Genomic DNA, 23,235 nt, shown 5'->3' on the forward strand with positions numbered 1-23,235 from the left:
GCCTTTTGGGTAAAATAAAGTAAATGTTTGAATTTAAAACTTATAGCTGTAACTTAAAGAGATTGGAGTTCCGGGTTTTCTAAGCGAAAATATCTGGTCTTCGGCTCCAAAAGATTGAAACCTGCTTTCAATATCGTCTCCAAGCATATTAGAAACTTTTAAAGAGATAGTAGAATTTCTATTTTCTCCAAAAGATTTATTCACATTAAAATTAAGACTGTGGAAAGGCATTGTATAAACATCCGGAACAGTACCAATACCTACAAGCTCCAGGGTTTTGCCCTGGGTGTTATAAAATATACCAGCCTGCCAACCGGTTTCCCTGTCGGTATAGTCAAAACCTGCATTTATTAAAAATGGAGATTGGCCTTGTAGTTGTCTTGTGCCATCAAACTCTTCACCAGGTCTAAGGTTACGTCGTTTAGATTCAAATTCTCCATTGGCGCTTCTATCCATTTCAACGCGAGAGTCTATAATAGATACGTTAAGGTTTGCACTTAATTTTCTAAGATTTTCAGCAATAAATCCAAAATTCTTTCTCATTTCAAATTCGGCTCCAATCACGGTAGCATCATTAACATTTCTGGGCTGAAAATTATCTGCAGAGAAATCACTGAATACAGAAAGTTCTATCGGGTCTGAAAATCCTTTGTAGAACGCGCTTAGTGCAAAAAGTTGGGCATCATCACCATAAAGTTCATAACGGACATCCAAATTATCAACATACGTAGGTTGTAAATCTATATTACCAATAAAGGTTCTGTTGGTTAAGGGGTCGTAAATTTGGGCAATTGAAGCTTCTTTAAATGAAGGTCTTGCCGTAGAACGACCATAAGAAAGCCGTAGATTACTATCGTCATTAAGACTATAAATAAAGTTTGCGGAAGGAAAAAAATCTGTTTTATCTATGATTTGTTCTTCATCCAAAATTACATCACCAAGGTTATTTTGACCTGTATAAAAAAGGTCAAATTTCTCAAGGCGTACCCCTAGAATCGCTTTGAAGTTATCTGTAAGATTTAATTCTTCTGAAACATACGCCGATGCATTGGTGTTATAAGCATCATAAGTGTTTGCAGGTTCATAGAAACCATTTATATAAGATCCTGCCCTGTTTTGTGGCGTCCAGATATTACCCGGGGCCAGCACCTGGTTTGGATCTCCTTCAAAATTTTGACTAATAGACCCCTGAATTAAAATTTGGTATTGATCTATAGAAAAATCCCTTTGTTTATAGGTGTAGCCTGCGCCAAACTTAAGGTTGGCGTTTCTGCCAAATAGCTCGTGTCTTTTGGTAAGATCTACCTTTCCCGCCAGGTTGACCTCTTCCAGGTTTCTCCATATTCTTGTTGGACTTTCTGAAGAGCTTGGACGTATACTAAAGGTGTTATTGCTTGGGTTAAACTCGAAAGCCGTAATTCTTACATCTTTATCGTAAACACGGGATAAGGTTGGAGAAAGTTTCCATTCGGTAGTCCAGCTTGCGTCTTCATTTGTATGTTTCCCGCTTAACAAGGCATTGGTAATGGAGCGCTGGGTGTATTCCAGGTTATCTCTAAAAACAGTTATGGCATCAGAAACGAGAATTTCCTCCCTAAAATTACCGGCTGTAGATTCTCCATTTTGTATATGCAATAAATTAAGCTGGTATTTAGATTGTTCAGTCTTAAAGGCAAGTCCGGTGAGCGCACTAATCAAGGCGTTCTCTTTCCCAACATCACCGCTCAACAATCTTGCTGGGCGCAATTCAAACTCTGAAGTTTCCCTTGGTTTTAGCCATGAATTATTTTCAAAATCTTCAAAATATTCTGTAGTATTCTTATAAGAAAGCGAGGCGAAATAGCCTAATTTATTATTTTTCTTCCCAACCTCATATTGATTTCCAGCAGTAAATCCAAAGCTAAAATCCATATTGTTACTTTGCCTTGTACCACCTAAAGTTGGATTAAAACGCTCCGTAATACGTGTTAACGCAGCATCGTTATCAAATGGTCTTGGGAAAGTCTGGTTTCTGTTAACGGGACGATCTCTGGTGCCATCGTCAAAACCAAGAAAATCTGTACCACCTCCATCATACTGTAGGAAATTTGAATTAAAATGCATAGACGGGTTGTAGGCTGCGCCTAGTGAAACACTGTATTCCTCGCGGCTAGGAAAATCTTTGGTAATAATATTTACCATTCCCCCGGTAAAATCGGCAGACATATCTGCGGTTAAAGATTTCACCACGATTACGTTATCCAATATATTGGTTGGGAAAATGTCCATTTGTAAGGTATTACGGTCTGGATCTAATCCCGGAACATCCATCCCATTTAGAATAGATTTGGTATAGCGGTCTCCCAATCCTCTTACATAAACATATTTTCCGCCCTGAACAGAAACCCCCGGTATGGTTTTTACTGCTGAAGAAACATCTCCCGCACCAATTTTATCGAAAGTTTGCGAAGAAAGTCCATCTGTAAGGTTAATGGCATTTTTTTGCATACTTAAAACGGAGGCTTCGGTATCTCTGGCAGTAGTGGTGGTAATTACCACCTCGTCTAAAAGGCCGGCAGATGATTTCATTTCCACATTTAAGGTGGTTACGTCCCCTTCCAGAACTTCAACTCCTGTAACCTCAACGGTTTCGTAACCTACAAAAGAAAATACCAGGGTATAAGTCCCCGGGGCTGCATTAATGCTGTAATCGCCTTCGAAATCTGAAGTGGTTCCCGTAGACGTGCCTTTAAACGAAACATTGGCAAAAGGCATCACATCATTTGCTTCAACGTCGAAAATGGTACCGGAAATCTTTCCGGTTTGTGCAGCTGCAAAACTTATGAATAAACTAAAAAATAAAACTAGTGAAAATTGGGTTTTCATATAAATGTCAATTAAAAATCTGAATACTAAATTGCCCGCCTCATTTAAGGGGCGAGCAATTTTGTTAAGCGCTATTTAATATTTTGCTTTAAAATTTTAATTAAAATGCACTACGGAAGCTAGCATAGGTCCATCCAAAAACAGATAGATCTGCACCTACAGTTTGGGATCCGGCTTCTACCGAAGTGGCAAAGTTGGCAGAATCGGCTTTTAGGGTTGTACTATTGGTAGTATCATTAAATATATCTGCTACACTTGAAACTCCTTCAGGCAAAACTATTTCCCAGGCTGAAAAACTAAGAGTTCCATTGGTGTAATTTGCGGCTGAACCTGCATCGTCAATTTCTACATCCTGGACATCGTTGAATCCTGTTACATATACATTGTTAATGGCTCCCATAACACCATCTCTAAAATCTGCGATTTCACCAGATGGAGAATTAGCATCACCAATAATTGTTAGATCTTGTATGATAAACGCGCCTGAAAGTGTTCCTTCTGGACCATCGATTTCTAAAGCGTGGTCAGACTCGGCACCTTGAATTACCAAAGCGTTTGTAATGGTTCCAGAGTAAGCCTGGTCTATATCAAGACCGTCATCTCCACCAGCAAATACAACAAGGTTGCTGGAATTTACTGTTCCACCAAACCATTCTACACCATCATCTACATTTCCAACAACTTCAATATGGTCTATAACAGTACCAGCACCAACACCACCAAGGGTAAGTCCATTAATTTCGTTCCCGGCACCAATTAAGGCTCCACCGTGGCGAATAGAAATGTAGCGAAGTACACCAGAATTATCATCTGGATCGCTACCACCATATCTTCCAAAATCATCATCTGCAGGAATCCCTTCAATTTGAGATTCTTCAGAGTCACCTTCAAAAGAACTAGGTGCGTTACCCAAAACAATCACCCCGCCCCATAGGCCACGGTCGTTTTCATCAAGATTGCTTCCTTGTTTTTCACCAACCGCAATATTATCGTTAATAGAAGTAAATACAATTGGTGCTTCAGCAGTACCTTCTGCCATAATACGTCCTCCACGAGCTACAATAAGTGCAGAAGCTAACGATCCAGTTCCTTCCATACCCTTTATTATAGTTCCTGGTTCGATAGTAAGAGTTGCTCCATTTCCAACCACAAATTTTCCGTTTATTTCCCAAATAATATCATTGGTTAAGGTGAAGTCTTCAGTTAGTAATCCAGAAAGGTCTTCGTCTTGTGGAACTTCAACTCCAGTTCCCTCACATGGAGCACAAGCCCCGCCGCAGTCTATACCAGTTTCGTTACCGTTTTGGATTCCATCGGTGCAAGTAGCAAGTTGTTCTGTTGGAATATCGTCATCTTCACTACAACTGGTTAGTCCTAAAGTGGCGATAGCAAATCCTGCAATAATTAATTTTTTCATAGTTTCAATAAATTAGTTATTCTTTTGAGTTTTAAATTCAAGGCAAATTAACGAGCTAAGTTTAAGTAGGACCTTACCTAAACTTTAAGCTTATGTAAATAGGAAAGCTTTGCATGTTACCTTTAGGTTTATAAAAGGCTTCAAATAGGAATAGTTGAAATTTTGCCGGAAGCAGTATTTGTTGTGAAATGCTTTTATTTAAGGCCTTTAGACCCTTTTTAAGGGAATTTCATTGTTAACTATGTGTTACCAGTATTGTTTTTACTGAAATGCTGAAGGATAAATTTTATCTTTACTTTTGTAATCACTTGTATTGCAATACTTATATATGAAGAAAAAAGATATTACCATACTTCTGGTAGACGACGAGCCGGATATCCTTGAAATAGTAGGATACAATCTTACTGCAGAAGGATATAATGTAATCACTGCCGAAGATGGTGCACAGGGAGTGAAACTTGCCAAAAAGAAAAAACCACATTTAATTATCCTGGATGTGATGATGCCCGAGATGGATGGAATTGAGGCCTGTGAACAAATAAGAAAAATTCCGGAACTCAGCGAAACCATTATTACTTTTTTAACCGCCCGGGGAGAAGATTATTCTCAAATGGCAGGTTTTGATGCCGGAGCCGATGATTATATCACCAAGCCCATCAAACCAAAAGTGCTTGTAAGCAAAGTGAAGGCCTTGCTTCGCCGATTTAAAGAAGAAGAACTTTCTTCTAATATTGTGAAAATAGGTGACCTCGTAATAAACAGGGATGAATACAAGATCATTAAAAATGATGTGGAATTGATCCTTCCCCGCAAGGAATTTGAATTGCTTTCATTATTGGCCTCAAAACCCGGTAAGGTTTTTAAACGGGAAGATATTCTTGATAAAGTTTGGGGAAACGAAGTGGTTGTTGGTGGTAGAACTATTGATGTCCACATTAGAAAACTTCGGGAAAAGATTGGGGACGAAAGTTTTAAAACAGTAAAAGGGGTTGGATATAAGTTTGTTTTTTAATGTCTAAGGACTTTAAAAAATCATATAAATTTGCCATAAAAACTTCGCTTTTTATAACCCTGGTATTGACACTTATATTGGGTGTGTTTTTATTTTATCACGGGTTGTTCGAATTCTACTCCCTGGGGATTTTTCTGGTGTCTAGTTATCTTGTTTCGTTTTTTATAATTCAGTATCGCGTAGAGAATTTTATATATAAACGGGTTAAAAAAATCTACGACAATGTAACGCTTTTGGATGCCACTACCTTAAGGCCAAATCAAATCACCACAGATATGGCAACCTTAACCAGAGAAGTAGAAAAATTTGCTGAGGATAAAAAACTTGAAATAGAAACCTTGAAGATACGGGAAACCTATAGAAAGGAATTTATGGGAAATGTATCCCATGAATTAAAAACTCCACTTTTTACTGTTCAGGGTTATATACTTACACTTTTAGATGGAGCCATGAAAGACAAGACGGTTCGCAAAAAATACCTTCAACGAGCTGGTAAAGGTGTGGAAAGGTTGATCTATATTGTAAAAGATCTTGATATGATCACCAAACTGGAAGCCGGAGATCTTCATTTACACCTGGAAAACTTCAACATCGTGGAAATGGTTCAGAATGCCTTCGATCTCCTGGAAATGAAAGCTGCAAAAAAAAACATCACCTTAACTTTTGATATCCCCTATGAGGAGGCTATTTGGGTATATGCAGACAGGGAGCGCATTCAGCAGGTGCTTTCCAATCTTGTAGTAAATTCAATAAAATACGGCAAAAAAGGGGGAACAACAGAGATAAGTATTGAGAACCTGATAAAAAACAAAGTTATTGTTCGCGTGACCGATAACGGAGAAGGAATAGAAAAGGCGAACATTCCAAGGCTTTTTGAGAGGTTCTACCGTGTAGATAAGAGTGGTTCACGAAAAGAAGGCGGTTCCGGATTGGGATTATCTATCGTAAAACATATCATAGAAGCTCATAATGAAAAGATCTATGTGGAAAGTGTTTTTGGGGTTGGAAGTGAATTTTCATTCACCATGGAAAAGAGTAAAAGCCCTTCTAAAATCACTACTTCCGAAAAAACCGGGAACGGAAGAAAAAAAGCGTAATCCTTTATAATCGTTGATTTCCTCAAGTTTTATTGCAGTGAATTTAGCCTGAGAACAACCAGGGGAAATCCCCTTTTTTTTCAATCGGCGGGCCAAATATTCCTGTTCGGGTTGTCCCGGAGTGGGTATTAAAAAAGCAGGTTTCTCCAGTTTAGCCAGATCCATTAGGCTGGTATATCCCGATCTTGAAATCACCAACCTACTGCTATTGATCACACGTTCAAGTTCCCTGGAAGTCATGAAATTATAAACACTAAAATTTCCCTTCTTTTCAACCTTTTGGATTTCCTCAACGATTCCACGCACAACGCAAATTTTTGTAGTAGTTCCCTTCAGCTCTTTGAATAGGATCTTTTCAAGAATACTGCGCTGAGGTTCCGGCCCTGAAAGCAAAACCAGGATGTCATATTTAATCGGTCGTACTTCTTTTTCAAACCTGCTTAAGATCCCAAGGTATTTTAATGGGAGCGTAGTTTTTTTTAAATGACTCATTTTTCCGCTAAGGTTGATAGTTCCCGGAAGATCCGGAACCCAGCATTCATCAAATTTATTGATATACCATTGCTGAATTTTACTGCTTAAAAGGCTTGTTAATCCTGAAAGAACCTGGATTTGATGGGTTATAAAAACCGAGGGCACTAAGTTGGAACGAACTCCCCAGCGGTTATCTGAAATGATCCCCGATATGTTTTTGGTCTTGATGAGATCTTCGGTAAGTTTTCTCTCTTTGGAAATGGTTCTTAAGATGTGCGGTGTATTGCAAAGAAGTTTGAATTTTAACAGGAAAGGATATTTTGAATATTCGATAGAATAGGAGGGAAGGGAATAATGTTCGAGTTCCGGAAATTCTTTCTGTAATAAATGCAGGGCATCTCCGTCTGATGCGATCACCGGGACAAAATTTTGTTCGTTCAAAGCACGAATAATAGGGATACAGCGGGTGGCATGTCCCAGTCCCCAGTTTAAAGGTGCTACCAGAATTCTTTTTTTGTCCATGATCAAATATAGGAATAGGCTTCGGAAATTGCGTTGGTTTGGAGGAATTCAGATTTATTAAAGCAGATTTTCGCTTTTTTGGGTGGTTCTAAACGATTTTAGTTAGTTTTACCAAAATATTAAGAAGTAGTGGGGAGTAAAAATAAACTCAGAAGATTCCGTGAGAACGAGCAATTTGATAATGTGGTACAGCCTTCGCGGGAGGAGTTAACTCAGAATAACTTTCCTTTAAGAGGCAAATGGCGATCCAATTTTTTTAAAAACAATAACCCTATAGTACTGGAGCTGGGCTGCGGGAAAGGGGAATACAGCGTTGCCCTGGCTTTGGCTAACCCGGAAAAGAATTTCATTGGGGTGGATATTAAAGGAGCCAGGTTTTGGCGCGGTGCAAAGACCGGGATCGAAGAAAACATTAACAATCTTGGATTTATTAGAACCCAGATTGAACTGGTAGATCATATTTTTGATGAAAATGAGATCGATGAGATCTGGATCACCTTCCCGGATCCGCAAATTAAATACAAACGCACCAAACACCGGTTGACCAATTCAGAATTTCTTCAGAAATACAAATACATACTAAAACCGGACGGGATAGTGAATTTAAAAACCGATAGCGAATTTATGCACGGATATACCCTGGGGCTCCTGCACGGAGAAGGTCATGAGATCATACAGGCCAATCACGATGTTTATAAAAATGTATATTCTCCAAAAGAAGTAACCGGGATACAAACTTTCTATGAAAAACAGTACCTTGAGCAAGGAAAGCGAATTACCTATATTCAATTTAAGATAAAATAAAATTTTGGAGGAAACCAAACTTTTCCTAATCACTTATTTTGCTGCTCTCCTTGGGGTAGTACCGCCGGGATTAGTCAATATGACGGTTGCAAAAACCTGTATGAAGCATGGGGAAAAGAGCGGTATCTTCGTTGCTATTGGAGCATCCATTGTGGTGCTTATACAAGCCCTGTTGGCTGTTTTTTTGGCCGGGTATATTTTCAATAATCCATTCATTAGGAATGTGCTTTTAAGAGCTGGCCTGGTGATTTTCATCATTTTAGCCATTTTCTTTTTTGTGAAAGCACAAAATGGTTCACATATAGATGCTCAAACGGAAAAAACCAATGCCAACAGTATTTTTAAAGGAATTCTTGTTGCTGCTTTAAATGTTTTTCCAATCCCATATTTTGTAGCACTTGCAACCGCATTAAATATTGGTGGAGATGTTTCCTATGATTGGTTTTTAATGATCACCTTTGTGCTTGCAGCATCTCTGGGAACTTTTACTACACTTTATTTCTACGTTTTATCCTTTCAGAAGATCCATAGTAAAACAGCGATATTCTCTAAATACTCCAATTATTTTATGGCCATACTAATGTTTGTATTGGTAATCATTACGCTTATCCGGATCTTTTATTATTAAAATGGCTTCAGAGAAAAATTTTTTCGAACGGGTTTATGAAGTGGTAAAGTTAATTCCATATGGCAGAGTAACTTCCTATGGTGCCATTGCCAGGTACCTTGGTGCAGCCGGAAGTGCCAGAATGGTTGGCTGGGCGATGAATAATTCTCATGACATGGACACGATACCTGCCCAAAGAGTGGTAAACCGAATTGGCTTGCTTACAGGGAAACACCATTTTGGAGGCTCCTCCGCGATGCAGCAATTACTGGAAGCCGAAGGTGTGAAAATTAAAGACAATCAGGTTCTGGATTTTAAGAAAGTTTTTTGGGATCCAAACCTGGAACTCCCCGGAAGGGATTCTTAGTATGAAATACCATAATTTCAGCTTATTATCCTATCGATCAATTATAAGTAAATTCTTCGTTTTCTTGGCTTTTACCGTTATATTTGTACTTTGGAATCAGTCTATATAAGAGGTTGAAAATCAGAAAAAAAAATCAGGATGAAATTAGATAAAAAAGACATATTAGCTGCGCTGGAAACCATTTCTGTTTCGGGAGAAGGGAAAAACATGGTGGAGAGCGGCGCTGTAAAAAATATAATGACTTTTGGAGATGAGGTTGTGGTGGATTTAGTACTTAGCACCCCTGCTTTACACATTAAAAAAAGAGCCGAAGTGGATGTGATGAAAGCCATTCACGACAAGGTATATGCCAAGGCTAAGGTAACTGTAAATATCAAGGTAGAAGCGCCTGAAAAACCGGAGATTAAGGGAAAAAATATTCCCGGGATTAAGAACATAATCGCTGTTGCTTCCGGAAAAGGCGGAGTTGGAAAATCTACGGTAACCGCGAATCTTGCGGTTACCCTTGCCAAAATGGGATTTAAAGTTGGCTTGCTGGATGCCGATATTTATGGGCCTTCCATGCCTATGATGTTTGATGTTGCGGCAGAAAGGCCACTTTCTGTGAATATCGATGGAAAATCCAAAATGAAACCTGTAGAAAATTATGGAGTCAAATTATTATCTATAGGATTTTTTACCAAGCCAGATCAGGCAGTGGTTTGGCGTGGTCCTATGGCTGCAAAAGCGCTCAATCAAATGATATTTGATGCCGCCTGGGGAGAACTGGATTTTATGCTTATAGACCTTCCTCCGGGAACAGGAGATATCCATTTATCCATTATGCAATCCATGCCTATCACCGGAGCAGTGATTGTAAGCACTCCGCAAAATGTAGCATTGGCCGATGCCAGAAAAGGAGTTGCAATGTTTCAGCAGGAAAGTATCAATGTTCCGGTTTTAGGAATTATAGAAAATATGGCCTTTTTTACTCCTGAAGAATTGCCGGATAATAAATATTTCATCTTTGGAAAAGATGGAGCCAGGAATCTTGCAGATGATTTGAAGGTTCCGTTTTTGGGGGAACTTCCCCTGGTTCAAAGCATTCGGGAAGCGGGCGATATTGGTCGTCCTGCGGCCTTGCAAATAGCAACTCCTCTTGAAGCCGCTTTTGAGAAAATCACTCAAAATGTGGTGCAGGAAACGGTGAACAGAAACAAAAGCCTTCCTCCAACCGAAGCCGTAAAAATTACGACTATGGCCGGATGCAGTGCTGTTAAAAAGAAATAAATGACAACTGAAGAAATTAGGTCAAATGTTGAAAAAGCCCTTGATGAAATTCGCCCCTTCTTGCAAAGTGATGGTGGAGATATCTCGCTGGTTTCCATAGAAGACGATCGTTTTGTAACGGTGCAGTTGGAAGGTGCCTGTGTAGGTTGCCACGTAAACCAAATGACACTTAAGTCGGGGGTGGAATTGACGATTAAAAAATATGTACCACAAATCGAAAAGGTGGTAAATTTAGAAAGGTAAGCATGCTTTTTGCTACTTAGCTTTCAATTGCAAATGGAATCAAGAATGATCAAGACAGATATAATTATAATTGGTGCCGGGCCAACTGGCTTATTTACGGTTTTTGAAGCCGGATTACTCAAATTAAATTGTCATTTAATAGATGCTTTGCCACAGCCTGGTGGACAATGTTCTGAGATATACCCCAAAAAACCAATTTATGACATTCCCGGATTTCCGGAGGTATTGGCCGGTGATCTGGTAAAAAACCTGATGGAACAAATCAAGCCTTTTAGCCCCGGATTTACCCTGGGAGAAAGAGCTGAAACCCTGGATGCTCAAGAGGATGGAAGCTTTATTGTAACCACCAGCAAAGGGACTAAACATAAGGCGCCAGTTGTTGTAATTGCAGGTGGTCTTGGAAGTTTTGAACCCAGAAAGCCGCCTATTCCCGTTATTGGGAACTATGAGGATAAAGGAGTTGCTTATATAATTCGTGATCCGGAAGTTTACCGCGATAAAAATGTGGTGATTGCCGGAGGTGGAGATTCTGCCTTAGACTGGTCTATTTATCTGGCAGATATTGCCAAGGAAGTTTCTCTTATACACCGCAGAAAAGATTTTCGCGGGGCACTGGATTCGGTAGATAAAGTGGAGGAACTATCCAAAATTGGAAAAATCAATTTGATCACCGAGGCTGAAGTGGTAGATTTAAAAGGAGAAGATCACCTGGAGGCGGTAGTGATTCGCCATAAAGATCAGGTTTCAGATGAAGAGGTAAAACCAACAGATCATTTTATTCCGCTTTTTGGACTTTCACCAAAATTAGGTCCAATTGGGGATTGGGGACTGGAAATTGAGAAAAATGCCATTAAAGTGGATAATGCGTATGATTATCAAACCAATATTCCAGGGGTTTACGCCATAGGAGATGTGAATACCTATCCCGGAAAACTTAAATTAATTCTTTGCGGATTCCATGAAGCGGCTATTATGTGCCAGAGTGCATATCAGCGTATTTTTCCCGATAAAAAATATGTGATGAAATATACCACCGTTAGCGGAATAAGTGGATTCGATGGATCCCGAAAAGAAGCTAAAAGAGAAGTTGTAAAAAGTATCAATTAAAACTATAAACCTATCCGGTCTAAATCACCTGTGAGTTTTTTTGCAAGCTATGTCTGATATTAAAATAACCATTATAGACCGCGAGGGAGAAGCCCACGTGGTGGATGCCCCAACCGATATGAATATGAACCTTATGGAAGTGGTTCGCTCATACGAACTTGCTCCCGAGGGTACTATTGGTATTTGTGGTGGAATGGCGATGTGTGCTTCCTGCCAATGTTATATTTTGAGTCATGAGGACCTTCTTCCCGAAAAAAGTTATGAAGAGGAGGATATGTTGGATCAGGCATTTTTCGTTGAAGATAACAGCCGTCTTGGTTGCCAGATATTCATCAAAAAAGAACTGGAGGGGCTTGAGGTAAAACTGGCTCCGGAAAGCACTTAATTACAGCCTCTTTTTAGTACATTCTTTAACTTTCCGGTACAAGCTCTGTAATGATTTCGTTGTAGATTCCATCCCAGAGTTCTGCGCGTGAATTAAGGGCATCCCGGGAAACATATTTAACTTCCGTCCATTTTAGGGCGTCCTCACCGCAAAGTTCTTCTATCATTTTATAGGCCATCGGTCCATGTTCATCGGCATCGAGTTCTATATGTCGGTCAAAATAATATTTAAACAATTTTAGATCCTCTTCAGGGAAATTTTGATGCACCTTTTTAATAATGGAAGTAAACATATCGGGGATAAGGCCTTCCCGCCCAAACGTGAAGGCTGCCGCAATCTTATGAGGTTTTCCTTCAGAAATAATCTCGAATGTGAATTTTAAAAACTGCTTTATACTTTGGGGAAGCTCACTAACGGCTATAACCAGGAAAATATCGGTACCGTGAATTACCTGAAGAAGAAAATCATCGATTTTTTTTTGATTGGCACCGGAATTTTTCATCGCATCCAGGTACATTTCAAAATGACTTTGACGCTTTCCGAAGAAGTTGAGGTCTGATTCCTCTGCAAGAACGATTTCATTTACAAGATATCTTATTTCGGGGTTGCCTACCGGATACCAGGGAGTTGTTGTTTTGGTAAATCTTTCCTGAAGTGCCTTTAGAAGCGACATAAAATCCCAAACCGCAAATACGTGGTGTTCCATAAAACATCTTAAATGTTCGGGACTTTTTATTTCATTATAAAGAGGATGGTTCAATAGCCTGGATTTTTGAGATTTCAGGCTGTGGTTAATCGTTTCTATCATTTTTTTTGTGAAGCTTTTTGAAATATTAAGATGAATTGAAGGAACTGATAAATTACTGAGTAAATTTGTGGAATGTATTTTGTTTAAAAAAAGTGTATTCAGCAGTTTAAAATATGAGTCTTCCGTCAAAGCAAATTTATAATATCCTGGTGTTTTATTCCAATAGATCCACGGAATTTAACCTACAGGCAACAAAGCAGCCTAAAAAACCAAAACCTCTAAAGACGGAGTGTTGTGAAAAATATAAAAAGGGCAAACGTTGTAAACGCTGCCCCTGTTTTGATATTCCCAAAAAAATAAAATCTACTTAAATGCCGAAATACCCGTGATATCCATTCCTGTTATCAATAAATGAATATCGTGGGTTCCTTCATAGGTTATTACGCTTTCCAGGTTCATCATGTGTCGCATAATGCTATATTCTCCGGTAATTCCCATCGCGCCCAATATTTGTCTTGCTTCCCTGGCCACATTTAGCGCCATCGCTACATTGTTTCTTTTTGCCATAGAGATTTGGGCGGTAGTTGCCTTTCCTTCATTGCGTAAAACTCCCAGTCGCCAGGCCAGAAGCTGGGCTTTGGTAATTTCGGTGATCATTTCAGCAAGTTTTTTCTGCTGAAGCTGGAAACCGGCAATAGGTTTTCCAAATTGCATTCTTTCTTTGGAATATCTTAGTGCGGTATCGTAGCAATCCATAGCAGCACCAATGGTTCCCCAGGCAATTCCAAATCTGGCAGAATCCAGGCATCCTAGAGGAGCTCCAAGTCCGCTTTTATTGGGAAGTAAATTTTCCTTGGGGACTTTTACATTATCAAAAATAAGTTCTCCTGTGGCGCTGGCTCGCAGGGACCATTTATTATGAGTTTCGGGAGTTGAGAATCCTTCCATTCCTCGTTCTACGATAAGTCCGTGAATCCTTCCATTTTCATCTTTTGACCACACCACAGCGATATCGGCAAAGGGTGAGTTCGAGATCCATAGTTTAGCACCATTCAATAAATAGTGATCTCCTTTATCTTTAAAATTGGTGGTCATTCCGCCAGGATTGGACCCGTGGTCAGGCTCGGTCAAGCCAAAACATCCCATCCATTCTCCAGAGGCCAACTTGGGAAGATATTTTTTGCGTTGTTCTTCGTTGCCGTATTTGTAAATAGGATACATAACAAGAGAAGATTGTACAGATGCTGTGGATCTTACCCCACTATCACCGCGTTCAATTTCCTGCATGATGAGTCCGTAAGAGATATGATCTAAACCAGCTCCGCCGTATTCTTCAGGGATATAAGGCCCAAAAGCACCAATTTCTGCAAGACCTTTAATGATGGATTTAGGGAATTTTGCTTCCTGTGCAGCCTCCTCAATAATAGGGGAAACATCACGTTTTACCCATTCCCGGGCTGCATCGCGAACCATTTTATGCTCGTCTGTCAATAAATCGTCAAGATTGTAGTAATCCGGGGCCTGAAAAAGATCTTGTTTCATTTGGTTTATTATTTTAGCGGCCAAATGTAACATCCGTATAAATATTCCCCTTTGTGAGAAAATCTTTCTAATGGAGGTTTCATTTGTGTTGATTTTGTACACAAAAATAACCAACGCTTATTTAGCAACCAATTTTAATTGATTTAATATGGGCGAAGGAATCGCTAATATAAGTTGGCCAAGCAAATAAGGAGAAACTAATAGCTATAGTAAAATGGTATTTTTTTTAACCTACAAAGAATTCATTATCAAATTTTACATCTTCAAATAAAAGTCCTTTACCAGTTCCCTGTATTCTTCGGTGTACTGATGCCTGCTTATTTCAATGGTAAGTTCGCTTTCCTGTACCTTTACTACAGAAAATGACAACTGGAGCAAACTGCGTTTTAGCGGTGTGTTTACTGTTCCGCGAACACGGGTGATTTTGTTGGGAAAAAGATTTACGCTTTTTGCTATTTTCAGGAAATTTACTTCTTCGGAATAAGGAATGATCACCGCAAGTTCCCCCTCATCTGAAAGTAATCCTGAAGATAATTCTGCAAGTTCTTCAAAAGGGAGTGAATCGGTAAATCTGGCTAAATTTCTTGATTCGTTCTCGGTTTTATAATCTTCAACATAGAACGGCGGATTTGAAATTATAAGGTCATACTTTTCTTCTTCCTTCATTTCTTCAGCAAATTCATCCAGAGAGGCGTGGTAGCAAAACAAGCGGTCTCCCCAATTGGAGTTTTCAAAATTATCTACACATTGCTCATAGGCATCTTCATCTAATTCCAGGGCGTCTATGAGTCCGGCATTGGATCTTTGCGCCATCATAAGTCCTATAATGCCGGTGCCGGCGCCAATGTCAAGAATGGAATAAGGATCTTTTAAATTTGCCCAGGCGCCCAATAAAATTCCGTCGGTTCCAATTTTCATCGCACAGCGATCCTGCTCTATGGTAAATTCTTTAAAATGAAATGGTTTGGACAAATTTTCAAATGTTGAATGTTGAATGTTGAATTTTGAACCTGAAACGTTGAACTTTGAAACTTTTCAAAGATAAATTTCAATAAGCCCTGGAGGTGTTTCCAGAAGGATTATTTTATTTTTTTTGTCCACTTTTTTAATAAAATCATCATTGACCGGGATCAGGATTTCATTTCCGTTATGGTCAATTTCAAAAAGTGCCTGATAGCTGCTGTCATTTACGCCGGTTATGGTGCCAATTTTTCCAAAATTGACGTCTTCAGCGGTAAAACCGATAATCTCATGAAAATAGAATTTATCGCCTTCCAGTTCCGGAAGTTGATCTAGTGGAAGGTAGATGTCACAACGCATAAGGTCATCGGCATCCTCTTCAGTATCCACGTCCTCAAATTTTGCACGTAAAAGATCGCTCTTGTGGAGGGAACTTTTTTCAATAAAAAATGGAACCAGATTGTCGTTATAGTCAACGAAAACCGATTCCATTTTTGTGTAAGCTTCGGGTTCATCGGTATCGAGTTTGATCAATACTTCTCCCTTAAAACTAAATTTACTAACGATTTTCCCTAAATAGAAACATTCCTTTTTAAGCATCGTTAGAAAAGTAAATTAAGCTTCTTTTTTTTCTTGAGCGGCTGCTTCCTCTGCGGTTGCTGCACCACCATCATCTGTTGGCTGAGTTCCAGCTTCTGCTTCAGCTTCCACTTCCTGAGATTTTGCTTCAGCTTCAAGCGCTTCTTTTGCGACAGCTTCACGTTTTGCATTTGCTTCTTTTTCAAGTTCAAAAGCTTTTTGCTTTGCAGCTTCCTGCTCTTTGCTTAAACCTTCTTTTTTAGCAGATACGCTTCCTTCTTTTTCATCTAACCAGGACTGAAATTTTGTTTCAGCTTGTTCTTCTGTAAGAGCTCCTTTTCTAACCCCACCTACAAGGTGATTTTTAAGAAGTGCTCCTTTATAAGAAAGAATTGCGCGTGCAGTATCCGTTGGTTGTGCTCCGTTTTGTAGCCATTTAACCGCTCCGTCAACATCAAGTTCGATAGTTGCAGGATTGGTGTTTGGATTGTAGATCCCTATTTTGTCAAGGTATCTTCCGTCTCTTGGTGCACGTGAATCTGCAGCGATAATCCAGTAAAATGGTTTCCCTTTTTTACCGTGTCTTTGTAATCTAATTTTTACAGGCATATAAATTAATTTGTGAGGTCCCCGACCTCGGTTATTAATAAGTCTGCAAAGATACTATATTATTCTGTTCAATCCATTTATTTTTCATTTAAAGAAGAATAAGAAATATGGAGCCGTACAGGTTCTATTTTAAATACCAGGGTGTCGTAAAAAATACTCTTGAAACATTGGGATTTTTAAAAACATTTGGAATTTTTGAAGAATAGTAACTTTTAAGTTACCATTTTGTTTAAATGGAAAAAATTGGCAAGTAATACAATACAAAAATTATTTCGAGAAGTTTTTGCTTGCTCAACCAAATAAAATTCAGGACAAAATTTAAGGTCATTGAAATAATCGAAACCTATCAACAAGTACCCAAAGCATATTTGGCAGCAATGATTACCCATAAAGGATTGTATGAGGCTCGAATAAAATTAGGTTCGGATACTTGGAGAGTATTTTGCTTTTTCGACAAAGGTAAGCTGGTCATACTATTAAATGGATTTACAAAAAAGACGCAGAAAACACCAAAAAAGGAAATCGACAAAGCGGTTCGATTAATGAAAGTATCTTACGATAAAAAAAACAAAGGAAATGGAAACTAAGAGCTGGAAAGATATAAAAGATACTGTTTACGGAAAAAAAGGAACAGAACGAAGGGACGAACTCGATAGAGATTTTGAATCGTTCAAGATTGGTTTGCTTTTACGAAATGCACGCCAGGAAAAGAAACTGACGCAAGAGCAACTTGCAGAACTGATTGACAAAAAGCGGACATACATTTCGCGAGTAGAAAATAATGGCAGTAATCTCACCTTAAAAACCTTGTTTGAAATCGTTGAGAAAGGATTGGGCGCAAAGGTCAATATATCCATCGAAATTTAAAAGTGGGTATTACAATAATGAACATAAGTTAAAGGCCTTTCGTTAAATGCTGTTAAAGTATTTTAAAGTCTGTTAAACAGATCGATAGCGAATCTATTTCGTTGTAATTTTATGTGCATAAACAATTTAAAACACATAATTATGGACTATACGAAAGAGGTTTCCAATAAGCTAAATGAACTATTGGAAAAAAATTATGATGCAGAAAAGGGATATAAGACTGCCGCAGAAAATGTGAAAAACACCAGGTTAAAATCATTCTTTGAAGAAAGGGCAAAGGAACGCTATGATTTTGGACATGAATTGAAATCTGAAATAAGCAATTTCGGAGAAAAGCCGGATAAAGGCACTAGTGTAAAAGGTGATATCCATCGTTCCTGGATGAATTTAAAAGCAACTTTTTCTTCAGATAAAGAGGAAGCGATCCTGGAAGAAGCTATTAGAGGAGAAAAGGCCGCTGTAGAAGAATACAATGAGGTTTTGGAGGATGAAAAACTTCCGCCTTCCACAAAAAATCTATTGATGAAGCAGCGAAATATGATTACCGCAGCTTTAAATAAAGTGAAAACATTAGAATTAGAAGCATAATAGATCTTTTTGCAAGGATTTATTTGAATTAGCCTGAAACCTTCAGTTTTATGATAAACATAAGACTGAAGGTTTTTTATTAAAAATTAGTTGATAATTCCTTTTGGAATTATGATTTTCTACCTGTAATTTTTCCTATTTTTAAGCCAAATTTTACACCCCGTTTTTCTGTTATTCCTCCCTGGTAATCAGCAGAAAAAAAATATTCCATAGCTAATGTACTTGATTTTTGATACTGAAACCACCGGACTTCCCAAGCGATGGGATGCCCCTTTAACCGATTCTGATAACTGGCCACGGTGCATACAAATCGCCTGGCAGGTACATGATGAAATGGGAAATCTTATCGATAATCAGGATTATCTGGTTGCACCTGAAGGTTTTAATATTCCCTTTGATGCGGAGAAAATTCACGGAATTTCTACTCAGCTGGCCCAGACAAATGGGATTTCCCTTAGAGAAGTTCTGGAGAAGTTTAAGGTTTCCCTATCGCAAAATAAATTTGTGGTTGGTCAAAATGTAGGTTTCGATCTTAATATCATGGGAGCCGAATACTTACGGGAAGGAATGGAAAATCCACTTGATGGTTTTCCGGTGTTGGATACCTGTACAGAAAAGACTGCTGAATATTGCAAACTTCCCGGTGGTAGATACGGAAAGTTTAAACTTCCTACCTTAACAGAGCTTCACCAGGAGCTTTTCTCCCAGCCTTTTTCTGAAGCGCACAATGCCACGGCAGATGTGGAGGCAACCACGCGTTGCTTTTTGGAATTGATAAGAAAAGAGATCTTTACCAAAGAAGAACTCGATGTACCGGCAAATTATTTTCAGGATTTCTCTGAAGCGAATCCTAAGCCCATCCGGCTTATAGGATTAAAACATATCAACCTTAAAAAAGCTTCTGAAGAGATAAGAAAAAACCTGCGTAAAGCGCAGGATGTAGAGGTGATCTCTACAGAGGAAATCAATGAAAATCTGGAAAAACTGGATGAGGTAAGGTTTTCACACCTGCACAATCATTCCCAGTTTTCTATTTTGCAATCTACTATCAGTATTGCAGCGCTTATAGAAGCTGCAGGGGAGGAAAATATGCCGGCGGTTGCTCTTACGGATCATGGGAATATGATGGGTGCCTTTCATTTCGTTAAAGAAGTGGGGATTTATAATAAAGGCATAAAAGCCAAAAATGAAGCAGCGCTTGCAAATAATGAGCCTGCGGTTGGTAAAGAATTAAAGGCGATCCTGGGATGTGAGTTTTTTGTGTGTGAAGATCATCTTGATAAGAGCAGGAAAGACAATGGATATCAAATTGTGATCCTGGCAAAAAGCAAGAAAGGATATCACAATCTGGCAAAAATGGCTTCTCTGGCCTATACCGAAGGATTTTACTACGTTCCCAGGATAGATAGGGAAGTGATCAAAAAATATAAGGAGGATCTTATCGTGCTTACCGGAAATCTATACGGGGAAGTTCCCGGGAAGATCCTGAACGTTGGAGAAAATCAGGCAGAGGAAGCGCTTTTGTGGTGGAAGGAAACATTTGGGGAAGATCTTTATATAGAATTGATGCGCCACAACCAGGAAGAGGAAAACCGGGTTAATGAGGTGCTGGTGCAATTTGCCAAAAAACATGGGGTGAAGCTGGTTGCGTCCAACAATACCTATTACCGGGATCAGGAAGATGCCAATGCCCATGACATTCTACTTTGTGTAAAGGATGGTGAAAAACAGGCCACGCCTATAGGTCGCGGCCGGGGATACCGCTATGGATTGCCAAACAACGAATATTTTTTCAAGAGTGATGCCGAGATGAAATCCCTTTTCAGGGATTTACCGGAAGCCATTTCTAATATTCAGGAAGTGGTGGATAAGATTGAACCTTATGAACTGGCCCGGGATGTTTTATTACCTGCATTCGATATTCCTGAGGAATTTCTTGTGGAAGAGGATAAAGCCGATGGAGGAAAACGGGGTGAAAATGCATTCTTGAAACATCTTACCTATGAAGGAGCAAGGAAACGATATCCTGAAATTACAGAAGAAATTAAAACCCGACTGGATTTTGAACTTTCGGTAATTGAGAATACCGGATATCCGGGTTATTTTCTTATTACCGAAGATTTTATACGGGCGGCACGGGCGATGGATGTTTCGGTTGGCCCGGGCCGGGGATCGGCAGCGGGAAGTGTAGTTGCTTATTGCCTCTGGATCACCAATATTGATCCTTTAAAGTACGATTTGCTTTTTGAGAGATTTTTGAATCCGGACAGGGTGAGCATGCCCGATATCGATATTGATTTTGACGATGAAGGCCGAAGCCGCGTGATGGATTATGTGATCAAGAAATATGGATCTAATCAAGTGGCGCAAATCATCACTTATGGTACCATGGCAGCTAAATCGGCTATTCGTGATACCGCAAGGGTGCTGGATCTTCCTTTAAATGAAGCAGACAGGATATCGAAATTGATCCCAAATATGTCCAAACTGGCCAAGATCTTTGGGCAAAGTGATAAGGAATTAAAAAAGAATTTCCGAAGTGAAGATCTTGAAAAGGTCAATCAACTTTTAAACATTTCCGAAGGAGACGATCTGGAGGCGCAAACCGTTAACCAGGCCAGGATCCTGGAAGGCTCGGTAAGAAATACGGGGATCCATGCCTGTGGAGTGATCATTACACCCAGCGATATAACCAATTTTGTTCCGGTTGCACTTGCAAAAGATTCCGATCTCTATGTTACCCAGTTCGATAACTCGGTGGTAGAAAGTGCGGGATTGTTGAAAATGGACTTTTTGGGACTAAAGACCCTTACACTTATAAAGGATACCGTAAAAATTGTAAAAGGTCGTCACGATATAGATCTGGATCCGGACACTTTTCCTCTGGATGATGAAAAAACCTATGAGCTTTTCCAGCGTGGGGAGACCGTAGGGATTTTTCAATATGAATCTCCGGGGATGCAAAAGCATATGAAAGATTTGAAACCTACGGTTTTTGATGATCTTATCGCTATGAATGCGCTTTACAGGCCAGGTCCAATGGAATATATTCCAAGTTTTATCAAGCGGAAGCACGGGGATGAGGAAATTGCCTATGATCTTCCCGACATGGAAGAATACCTAAAAGAAACCTACGGAATTACAGTCTACCAGGAGCAGGTGATGTTGCTTTCTCAAAAACTTGCAGGTTTTACTAAAGGTGAAGCCGATGTTTTGAGAAAGGCCATGGGTAAAAAGATCTTTGCCCTGCTGGAACAACTCAAGCCTAAATTCCTGGATGGGGGAGAAGCAAAAGGACACCCACGGGAGATCCTGGAAAAGGTTTGGAAAGACTGGGAAGCCTTTGCAGCCTATGCTTTCAACAAGTCTCACTCTACTTGTTATGCCTGGATCGCATACCAGACAGCCTATTTAAAAGCCCATTATCCTGCCGAATATATGGCTGCAGTACTTTCCAATAATATGAATGATATTAAGCAGGTGACCTTCTTTATGGAAGAATGCAAGCGAATGAAACTAAAAGTTCTGGGGCCAGATGTAAATGAATCCTATTATAAATTTTCAGTAAATAAGGAATACGCGGTACGATTTGGGATGGGAGCGATTAAAGGAGTAGGATCTGGTGCGGTTGCCACTATTGTGGAACTAAGGAAAACCGAAAGCGGTCCATATAAATCCATTTTTGATATGGCCAAACGTATCGATCTACGTGCAGCCAATAAAAAGGCTTTTGAAAACCTTGCACTCGCAGGAGGATTTGACGGTTTCGGGAATCACCGTGCTCAATATTTCCATGACGAGGGAGATGGAATCACTTTCTTGGAAAAGGCGATAAAATATGCGGCAAAATTTCAGGAAAGCGAGAATTCCTCTCAGGTAAGCCTTTTTGGGGAAGCCAGTGATGTGCAAATTCCGGAACCCGTGGTGCCTCCTTGTGAAGAATGGGGAACCATGGAAAAATTAAAGCGGGAGAAAGAAGTGGTAGGAATCTATATTTCCGGACATCCGCTGGATGATTTTAGGGCAGAGATGAATTATTTCTGTACCGCAAAGGTTTCAGATTTTACAAACCTGGAAAACTTCATCAATCGTGAAATGGCCTTTGGGGGCGTGGTTTCAGAAGTGCAACACCGGGTTTCAAAAATGGGAAAAGGATGGGCATCCTTTACAGTAGAAGATTACTGGGATTCTTATGAATTCCGGATTTTTGGAGAGGAGTATCTAAAATTTCAGCATTTCCTGGTTCCCAATAGTTTTGTGTATATAAAAGCATTTGTGAAAGAAGGCTGGACAAACCGGGAAACGGGAAGTAAAGGAGAGCCAAGACTCCAGTTTAATAACTTTCAGTTATTGCACGATATTATGGATATGTATGCAAGAAAACTAACCATTCAGCTGGATATAAACCATTTAAAGGAAGCGCAAATCGATTCTTTAAAAGATATTTTCAGGGCACACCGGGGAGATCACATTTTGAGCTTTATAGTGTATGAGATGAAAGATATGGTAAAAGTGAATATGTCCAGTAAAAAACAGAAGGTGAGAATTTCTCAGGAATTGCTGGATGCTTTAGAAGAAAAGCAGGTGGTTTATAAACTGAATTAAAAAGTACATTCTTATAAATTGAAAATTGGAGTATAGTATTTAATCATTCTGAAAAAATTTGTTCAAAAAAATAGGTGGTTGTAATTGACATATAAGGAAATGTGATATTCATTGTAAGGTTTGCTGAAATATTTGACTATTTTTACATATTAATTGATAAGAAAAAATATATATTATGGCTTTAGAGATAACAGATGCTAATTTTGAAGAGACCGTACTAAAAAGTGATAAGCCTGTAATGGTTGATTTTTGGGCGGCCTGGTGTGGACCTTGTAGAATGGTTGGACCAATTATAGAAGATATAAGCAAAGATTACGAAGGAAAGGCAGTGGTTGGAAAACTTGATGTAGATGCAAATCAAGAGTTTGCAGCAAAATATGGAGTTAGAAATATTCCAACTGTTTTGATCTTTCAAAACGGAGAAGTAGTTGGCCGCCAGGTAGGCGTTGCCCCTAAAAATACATACGCTGAAGCATTGGATGCTTTATTGTAATAGTTAAAAAGAATAGTAGTTTAAAAAGTCCGGCTTAATTGTCGGACTTTTTTTATTGTGCTTTACGAACAATTT

General features: G+C 39.2%; 22 protein-coding genes. 14 read left to right on the forward strand and 8 right to left on the reverse strand.

Features of this window, described 5'->3' with window-relative positions; genetic code table 11:
• Positions 1-33: 33 nt before the first annotated feature.
• Both GILLI_RS12075 and GILLI_RS12080 read right to left on the reverse strand, forming a co-directional pair.
• Positions 34-2,865, reverse strand: coding sequence for a TonB-dependent receptor (locus tag GILLI_RS12075; RefSeq protein ID WP_006989396.1), 2,832 nt, complete (start codon positions 2,863-2,865; stop codon positions 34-36).
• A 100-nt stretch (positions 2,866-2,965) separates the two neighbouring features.
• Positions 2,966-4,282, reverse strand: a complete 1,317-nt coding sequence (locus GILLI_RS12080; RefSeq protein WP_006989397.1) for a hypothetical protein — start codon at positions 4,280-4,282, stop codon at positions 2,966-2,968.
• A 328-nt stretch (positions 4,283-4,610) separates the two neighbouring features.
• On the opposite strand from GILLI_RS12080, the gene GILLI_RS12085 reads away from it, so the two are divergent.
• The gene (locus tag GILLI_RS12085; protein ID WP_006989398.1) at positions 4,611-5,294 is read left to right on the forward strand and encodes a response regulator transcription factor; all 684 of its coding nucleotides are present in this window, start codon (positions 4,611-4,613) and stop codon (positions 5,292-5,294) included.
• Positions 5,294-6,391, forward strand: a complete 1,098-nt coding sequence (locus tag GILLI_RS12090) for a sensor histidine kinase (RefSeq protein ID WP_006989399.1) — start codon at positions 5,294-5,296, stop codon at positions 6,389-6,391. Before GILLI_RS12085 ends, GILLI_RS12090 begins: the two co-directional genes overlap by 1 nt.
• Here GILLI_RS12090 and GILLI_RS12095 read toward each other — a convergent pair.
• Positions 6,311-7,387, reverse strand: a complete 1,077-nt coding sequence (locus GILLI_RS12095) for a glycosyltransferase (protein ID WP_006989400.1) — start codon at positions 7,385-7,387, stop codon at positions 6,311-6,313. The two genes, GILLI_RS12090 and GILLI_RS12095, sit on opposite strands and share 81 nt — an antisense overlap.
• 129 nt (positions 7,388-7,516) lie before the next feature.
• Between GILLI_RS12095 and trmB the strand changes: the two genes are divergently transcribed.
• The 7 genes from trmB to GILLI_RS12130 all read left to right on the forward strand — a co-directional run bounded on the left by trmB (position 7,517) and on the right by GILLI_RS12130 (position 12,169).
• A complete protein-coding gene (gene trmB / locus GILLI_RS12100) occupies positions 7,517-8,191 on the forward strand; it encodes a tRNA (guanosine(46)-N7)-methyltransferase TrmB (RefSeq protein WP_006989401.1) in 675 nt (224 codons plus the stop codon).
• Positions 8,192-8,195: 4 nt separating this feature from the next.
• A complete protein-coding gene (locus GILLI_RS12105; protein ID WP_006989402.1) occupies positions 8,196-8,819 on the forward strand; it encodes a LysE family translocator in 624 nt (207 codons plus the stop codon).
• A 1-nt stretch (position 8,820) separates the two neighbouring features.
• Positions 8,821-9,165: an MGMT family protein gene (locus GILLI_RS12110; protein ID WP_006989403.1), complete on the forward strand. Its 345-nt coding sequence runs from the start codon at positions 8,821-8,823 to the stop codon at positions 9,163-9,165.
• A gap of 138 nt (positions 9,166-9,303) precedes the next feature.
• On the forward strand, positions 9,304-10,434 hold the full coding sequence (locus tag GILLI_RS12115) for an Mrp/NBP35 family ATP-binding protein (protein ID WP_006989404.1): 1,131 nt from the start codon (positions 9,304-9,306) through the stop codon (positions 10,432-10,434).
• Entirely contained in the window at positions 10,435-10,677 is a 243-nt protein-coding gene (locus GILLI_RS12120; protein ID WP_006989405.1) for a NifU family protein, read from the forward strand.
• Between the two features lie 45 nt (positions 10,678-10,722).
• The gene (locus GILLI_RS12125; protein ID WP_040507010.1) at positions 10,723-11,784 is read left to right on the forward strand and encodes an NAD(P)/FAD-dependent oxidoreductase; all 1,062 of its coding nucleotides are present in this window, start codon (positions 10,723-10,725) and stop codon (positions 11,782-11,784) included.
• Between the two features lie 49 nt (positions 11,785-11,833).
• Positions 11,834-12,169, forward strand: a complete 336-nt coding sequence (locus GILLI_RS12130; RefSeq protein ID WP_006989407.1) for a 2Fe-2S iron-sulfur cluster-binding protein — start codon at positions 11,834-11,836, stop codon at positions 12,167-12,169.
• A gap of 25 nt (positions 12,170-12,194) precedes the next feature.
• Here GILLI_RS12130 and GILLI_RS12135 read toward each other — a convergent pair whose 3' ends face one another.
• From GILLI_RS12135 to GILLI_RS12155, 5 genes are all read right to left on the reverse strand, one after another.
• Complete coding sequence (locus GILLI_RS12135) at positions 12,195-12,977, reverse strand: DUF3050 domain-containing protein (protein ID WP_006989408.1); 783 nt, start codon at positions 12,975-12,977, stop codon at positions 12,195-12,197.
• 303 nt (positions 12,978-13,280) lie between these two features.
• Positions 13,281-14,459: an acyl-CoA dehydrogenase family protein gene (locus GILLI_RS12140; RefSeq protein ID WP_006989409.1), complete on the reverse strand. Its 1,179-nt coding sequence runs from the start codon at positions 14,457-14,459 to the stop codon at positions 13,281-13,283.
• Positions 14,460-14,714: 255 nt separating this feature from the next.
• Positions 14,715-15,431: a tRNA1(Val) (adenine(37)-N6)-methyltransferase gene (locus GILLI_RS12145; protein ID WP_006989410.1), complete on the reverse strand. Its 717-nt coding sequence runs from the start codon at positions 15,429-15,431 to the stop codon at positions 14,715-14,717.
• Positions 15,432-15,494: 63 nt separating this feature from the next.
• Positions 15,495-16,019 (reverse strand): ribosome maturation factor RimM, encoded by a 525-nt coding sequence (rimM, locus tag GILLI_RS12150; RefSeq protein WP_006989411.1) that lies wholly within the window; start codon positions 16,017-16,019, stop codon positions 15,495-15,497.
• 15 nt (positions 16,020-16,034) lie between these two features.
• Positions 16,035-16,607 (reverse strand): 30S ribosomal protein S16, encoded by a 573-nt coding sequence (locus GILLI_RS12155; protein WP_006989412.1) that lies wholly within the window; start codon positions 16,605-16,607, stop codon positions 16,035-16,037.
• Between the two features lie 377 nt (positions 16,608-16,984).
• Between GILLI_RS12155 and GILLI_RS18940 the strand changes: the two genes are divergently transcribed.
• The 5 genes from GILLI_RS18940 (at position 16,985) to trxA (ending at position 23,160) form a co-directional block, all read left to right on the forward strand.
• On the forward strand, positions 16,985-17,194 hold the full coding sequence (locus tag GILLI_RS18940) for a type II toxin-antitoxin system RelE/ParE family toxin (protein ID WP_245545656.1): 210 nt from the start codon (positions 16,985-16,987) through the stop codon (positions 17,192-17,194).
• Positions 17,184-17,474: a helix-turn-helix domain-containing protein gene (locus tag GILLI_RS12165; protein WP_006989414.1), complete on the forward strand. Its 291-nt coding sequence runs from the start codon at positions 17,184-17,186 to the stop codon at positions 17,472-17,474. The genes GILLI_RS18940 and GILLI_RS12165 overlap by 11 nt, the downstream gene beginning before the upstream one ends.
• Before the next feature lie 141 nt (positions 17,475-17,615).
• A complete protein-coding gene (locus tag GILLI_RS12170; RefSeq protein ID WP_006989415.1) occupies positions 17,616-18,062 on the forward strand; it encodes a ferritin-like domain-containing protein in 447 nt (148 codons plus the stop codon).
• Between the two features lie 216 nt (positions 18,063-18,278).
• On the forward strand, positions 18,279-22,667 hold the full coding sequence (dnaE, locus tag GILLI_RS12175) for a DNA polymerase III subunit alpha (RefSeq protein ID WP_006989416.1): 4,389 nt from the start codon (positions 18,279-18,281) through the stop codon (positions 22,665-22,667).
• Positions 22,668-22,842: 175 nt separating this feature from the next.
• Positions 22,843-23,160, forward strand: coding sequence for a thioredoxin (gene trxA, locus GILLI_RS12180; RefSeq protein WP_006989417.1), 318 nt, complete (start codon positions 22,843-22,845; stop codon positions 23,158-23,160).
• The last annotated feature ends 75 nt before the right edge of the window (positions 23,161-23,235 follow it).

This window comes from Gillisia limnaea DSM 15749 (genome assembly GCF_000243235.1).
GTDB classification, from domain to species: domain Bacteria; phylum Bacteroidota; class Bacteroidia; order Flavobacteriales; family Flavobacteriaceae; genus Gillisia; species Gillisia limnaea.

Bases quoted from the DNA above. Each gene is read 5' to 3' on its own strand.
- GILLI_RS12120 (WP_006989405.1), top strand. From the start codon at position 10,435: ATGACAACTGAAGAAATTAGGTCAAATGTTGAAAAAGCCCTTGATGAA.
- dnaE (WP_006989416.1), top strand. From the start codon at position 18,279: ATGTACTTGATTTTTGATACTGAAACCACCGGACTTCCCAAGCGATGG.
- GILLI_RS12080 (WP_006989397.1), bottom strand. From the start codon at position 4,282: ATGAAAAAATTAATTATTGCAGGATTTGCTATCGCCACTTTAGGACTA.
- GILLI_RS12165 (WP_006989414.1), top strand. From the start codon at position 17,184: ATGGAAACTAAGAGCTGGAAAGATATAAAAGATACTGTTTACGGAAAA.
- GILLI_RS12130 (WP_006989407.1), top strand. From the start codon at position 11,834: ATGTCTGATATTAAAATAACCATTATAGACCGCGAGGGAGAAGCCCAC.
- GILLI_RS12085 (WP_006989398.1), top strand. From the start codon at position 4,611: ATGAAGAAAAAAGATATTACCATACTTCTGGTAGACGACGAGCCGGAT.
- GILLI_RS12135 (WP_006989408.1), bottom strand. From the start codon at position 12,977: ATGATAGAAACGATTAACCACAGCCTGAAATCTCAAAAATCCAGGCTA.
- GILLI_RS12075 (WP_006989396.1), bottom strand. From the start codon at position 2,865: ATGAAAACCCAATTTTCACTAGTTTTATTTTTTAGTTTATTCATAAGT.
- GILLI_RS12095 (WP_006989400.1), bottom strand. From the start codon at position 7,387: ATGGACAAAAAAAGAATTCTGGTAGCACCTTTAAACTGGGGACTGGGA.
- GILLI_RS12125 (WP_040507010.1), top strand. From the start codon at position 10,723: ATGATCAAGACAGATATAATTATAATTGGTGCCGGGCCAACTGGCTTA.
- GILLI_RS12155 (WP_006989412.1), bottom strand. From the start codon at position 16,607: ATGCCTGTAAAAATTAGATTACAAAGACACGGTAAAAAAGGGAAACCA.
- rimM (WP_006989411.1), bottom strand. From the start codon at position 16,019: ATGCTTAAAAAGGAATGTTTCTATTTAGGGAAAATCGTTAGTAAATTT.
- GILLI_RS12115 (WP_006989404.1), top strand. From the start codon at position 9,304: ATGAAATTAGATAAAAAAGACATATTAGCTGCGCTGGAAACCATTTCT.
- GILLI_RS12110 (WP_006989403.1), top strand. From the start codon at position 8,821: ATGGCTTCAGAGAAAAATTTTTTCGAACGGGTTTATGAAGTGGTAAAG.
- trxA (WP_006989417.1), top strand. From the start codon at position 22,843: ATGGCTTTAGAGATAACAGATGCTAATTTTGAAGAGACCGTACTAAAA.
- GILLI_RS12140 (WP_006989409.1), bottom strand. From the start codon at position 14,459: ATGAAACAAGATCTTTTTCAGGCCCCGGATTACTACAATCTTGACGAT.
- GILLI_RS12170 (WP_006989415.1), top strand. From the start codon at position 17,616: ATGGACTATACGAAAGAGGTTTCCAATAAGCTAAATGAACTATTGGAA.
- GILLI_RS12090 (WP_006989399.1), top strand. From the start codon at position 5,294: ATGTCTAAGGACTTTAAAAAATCATATAAATTTGCCATAAAAACTTCG.
- GILLI_RS18940 (WP_245545656.1), top strand. From the start codon at position 16,985: ATGATTACCCATAAAGGATTGTATGAGGCTCGAATAAAATTAGGTTCG.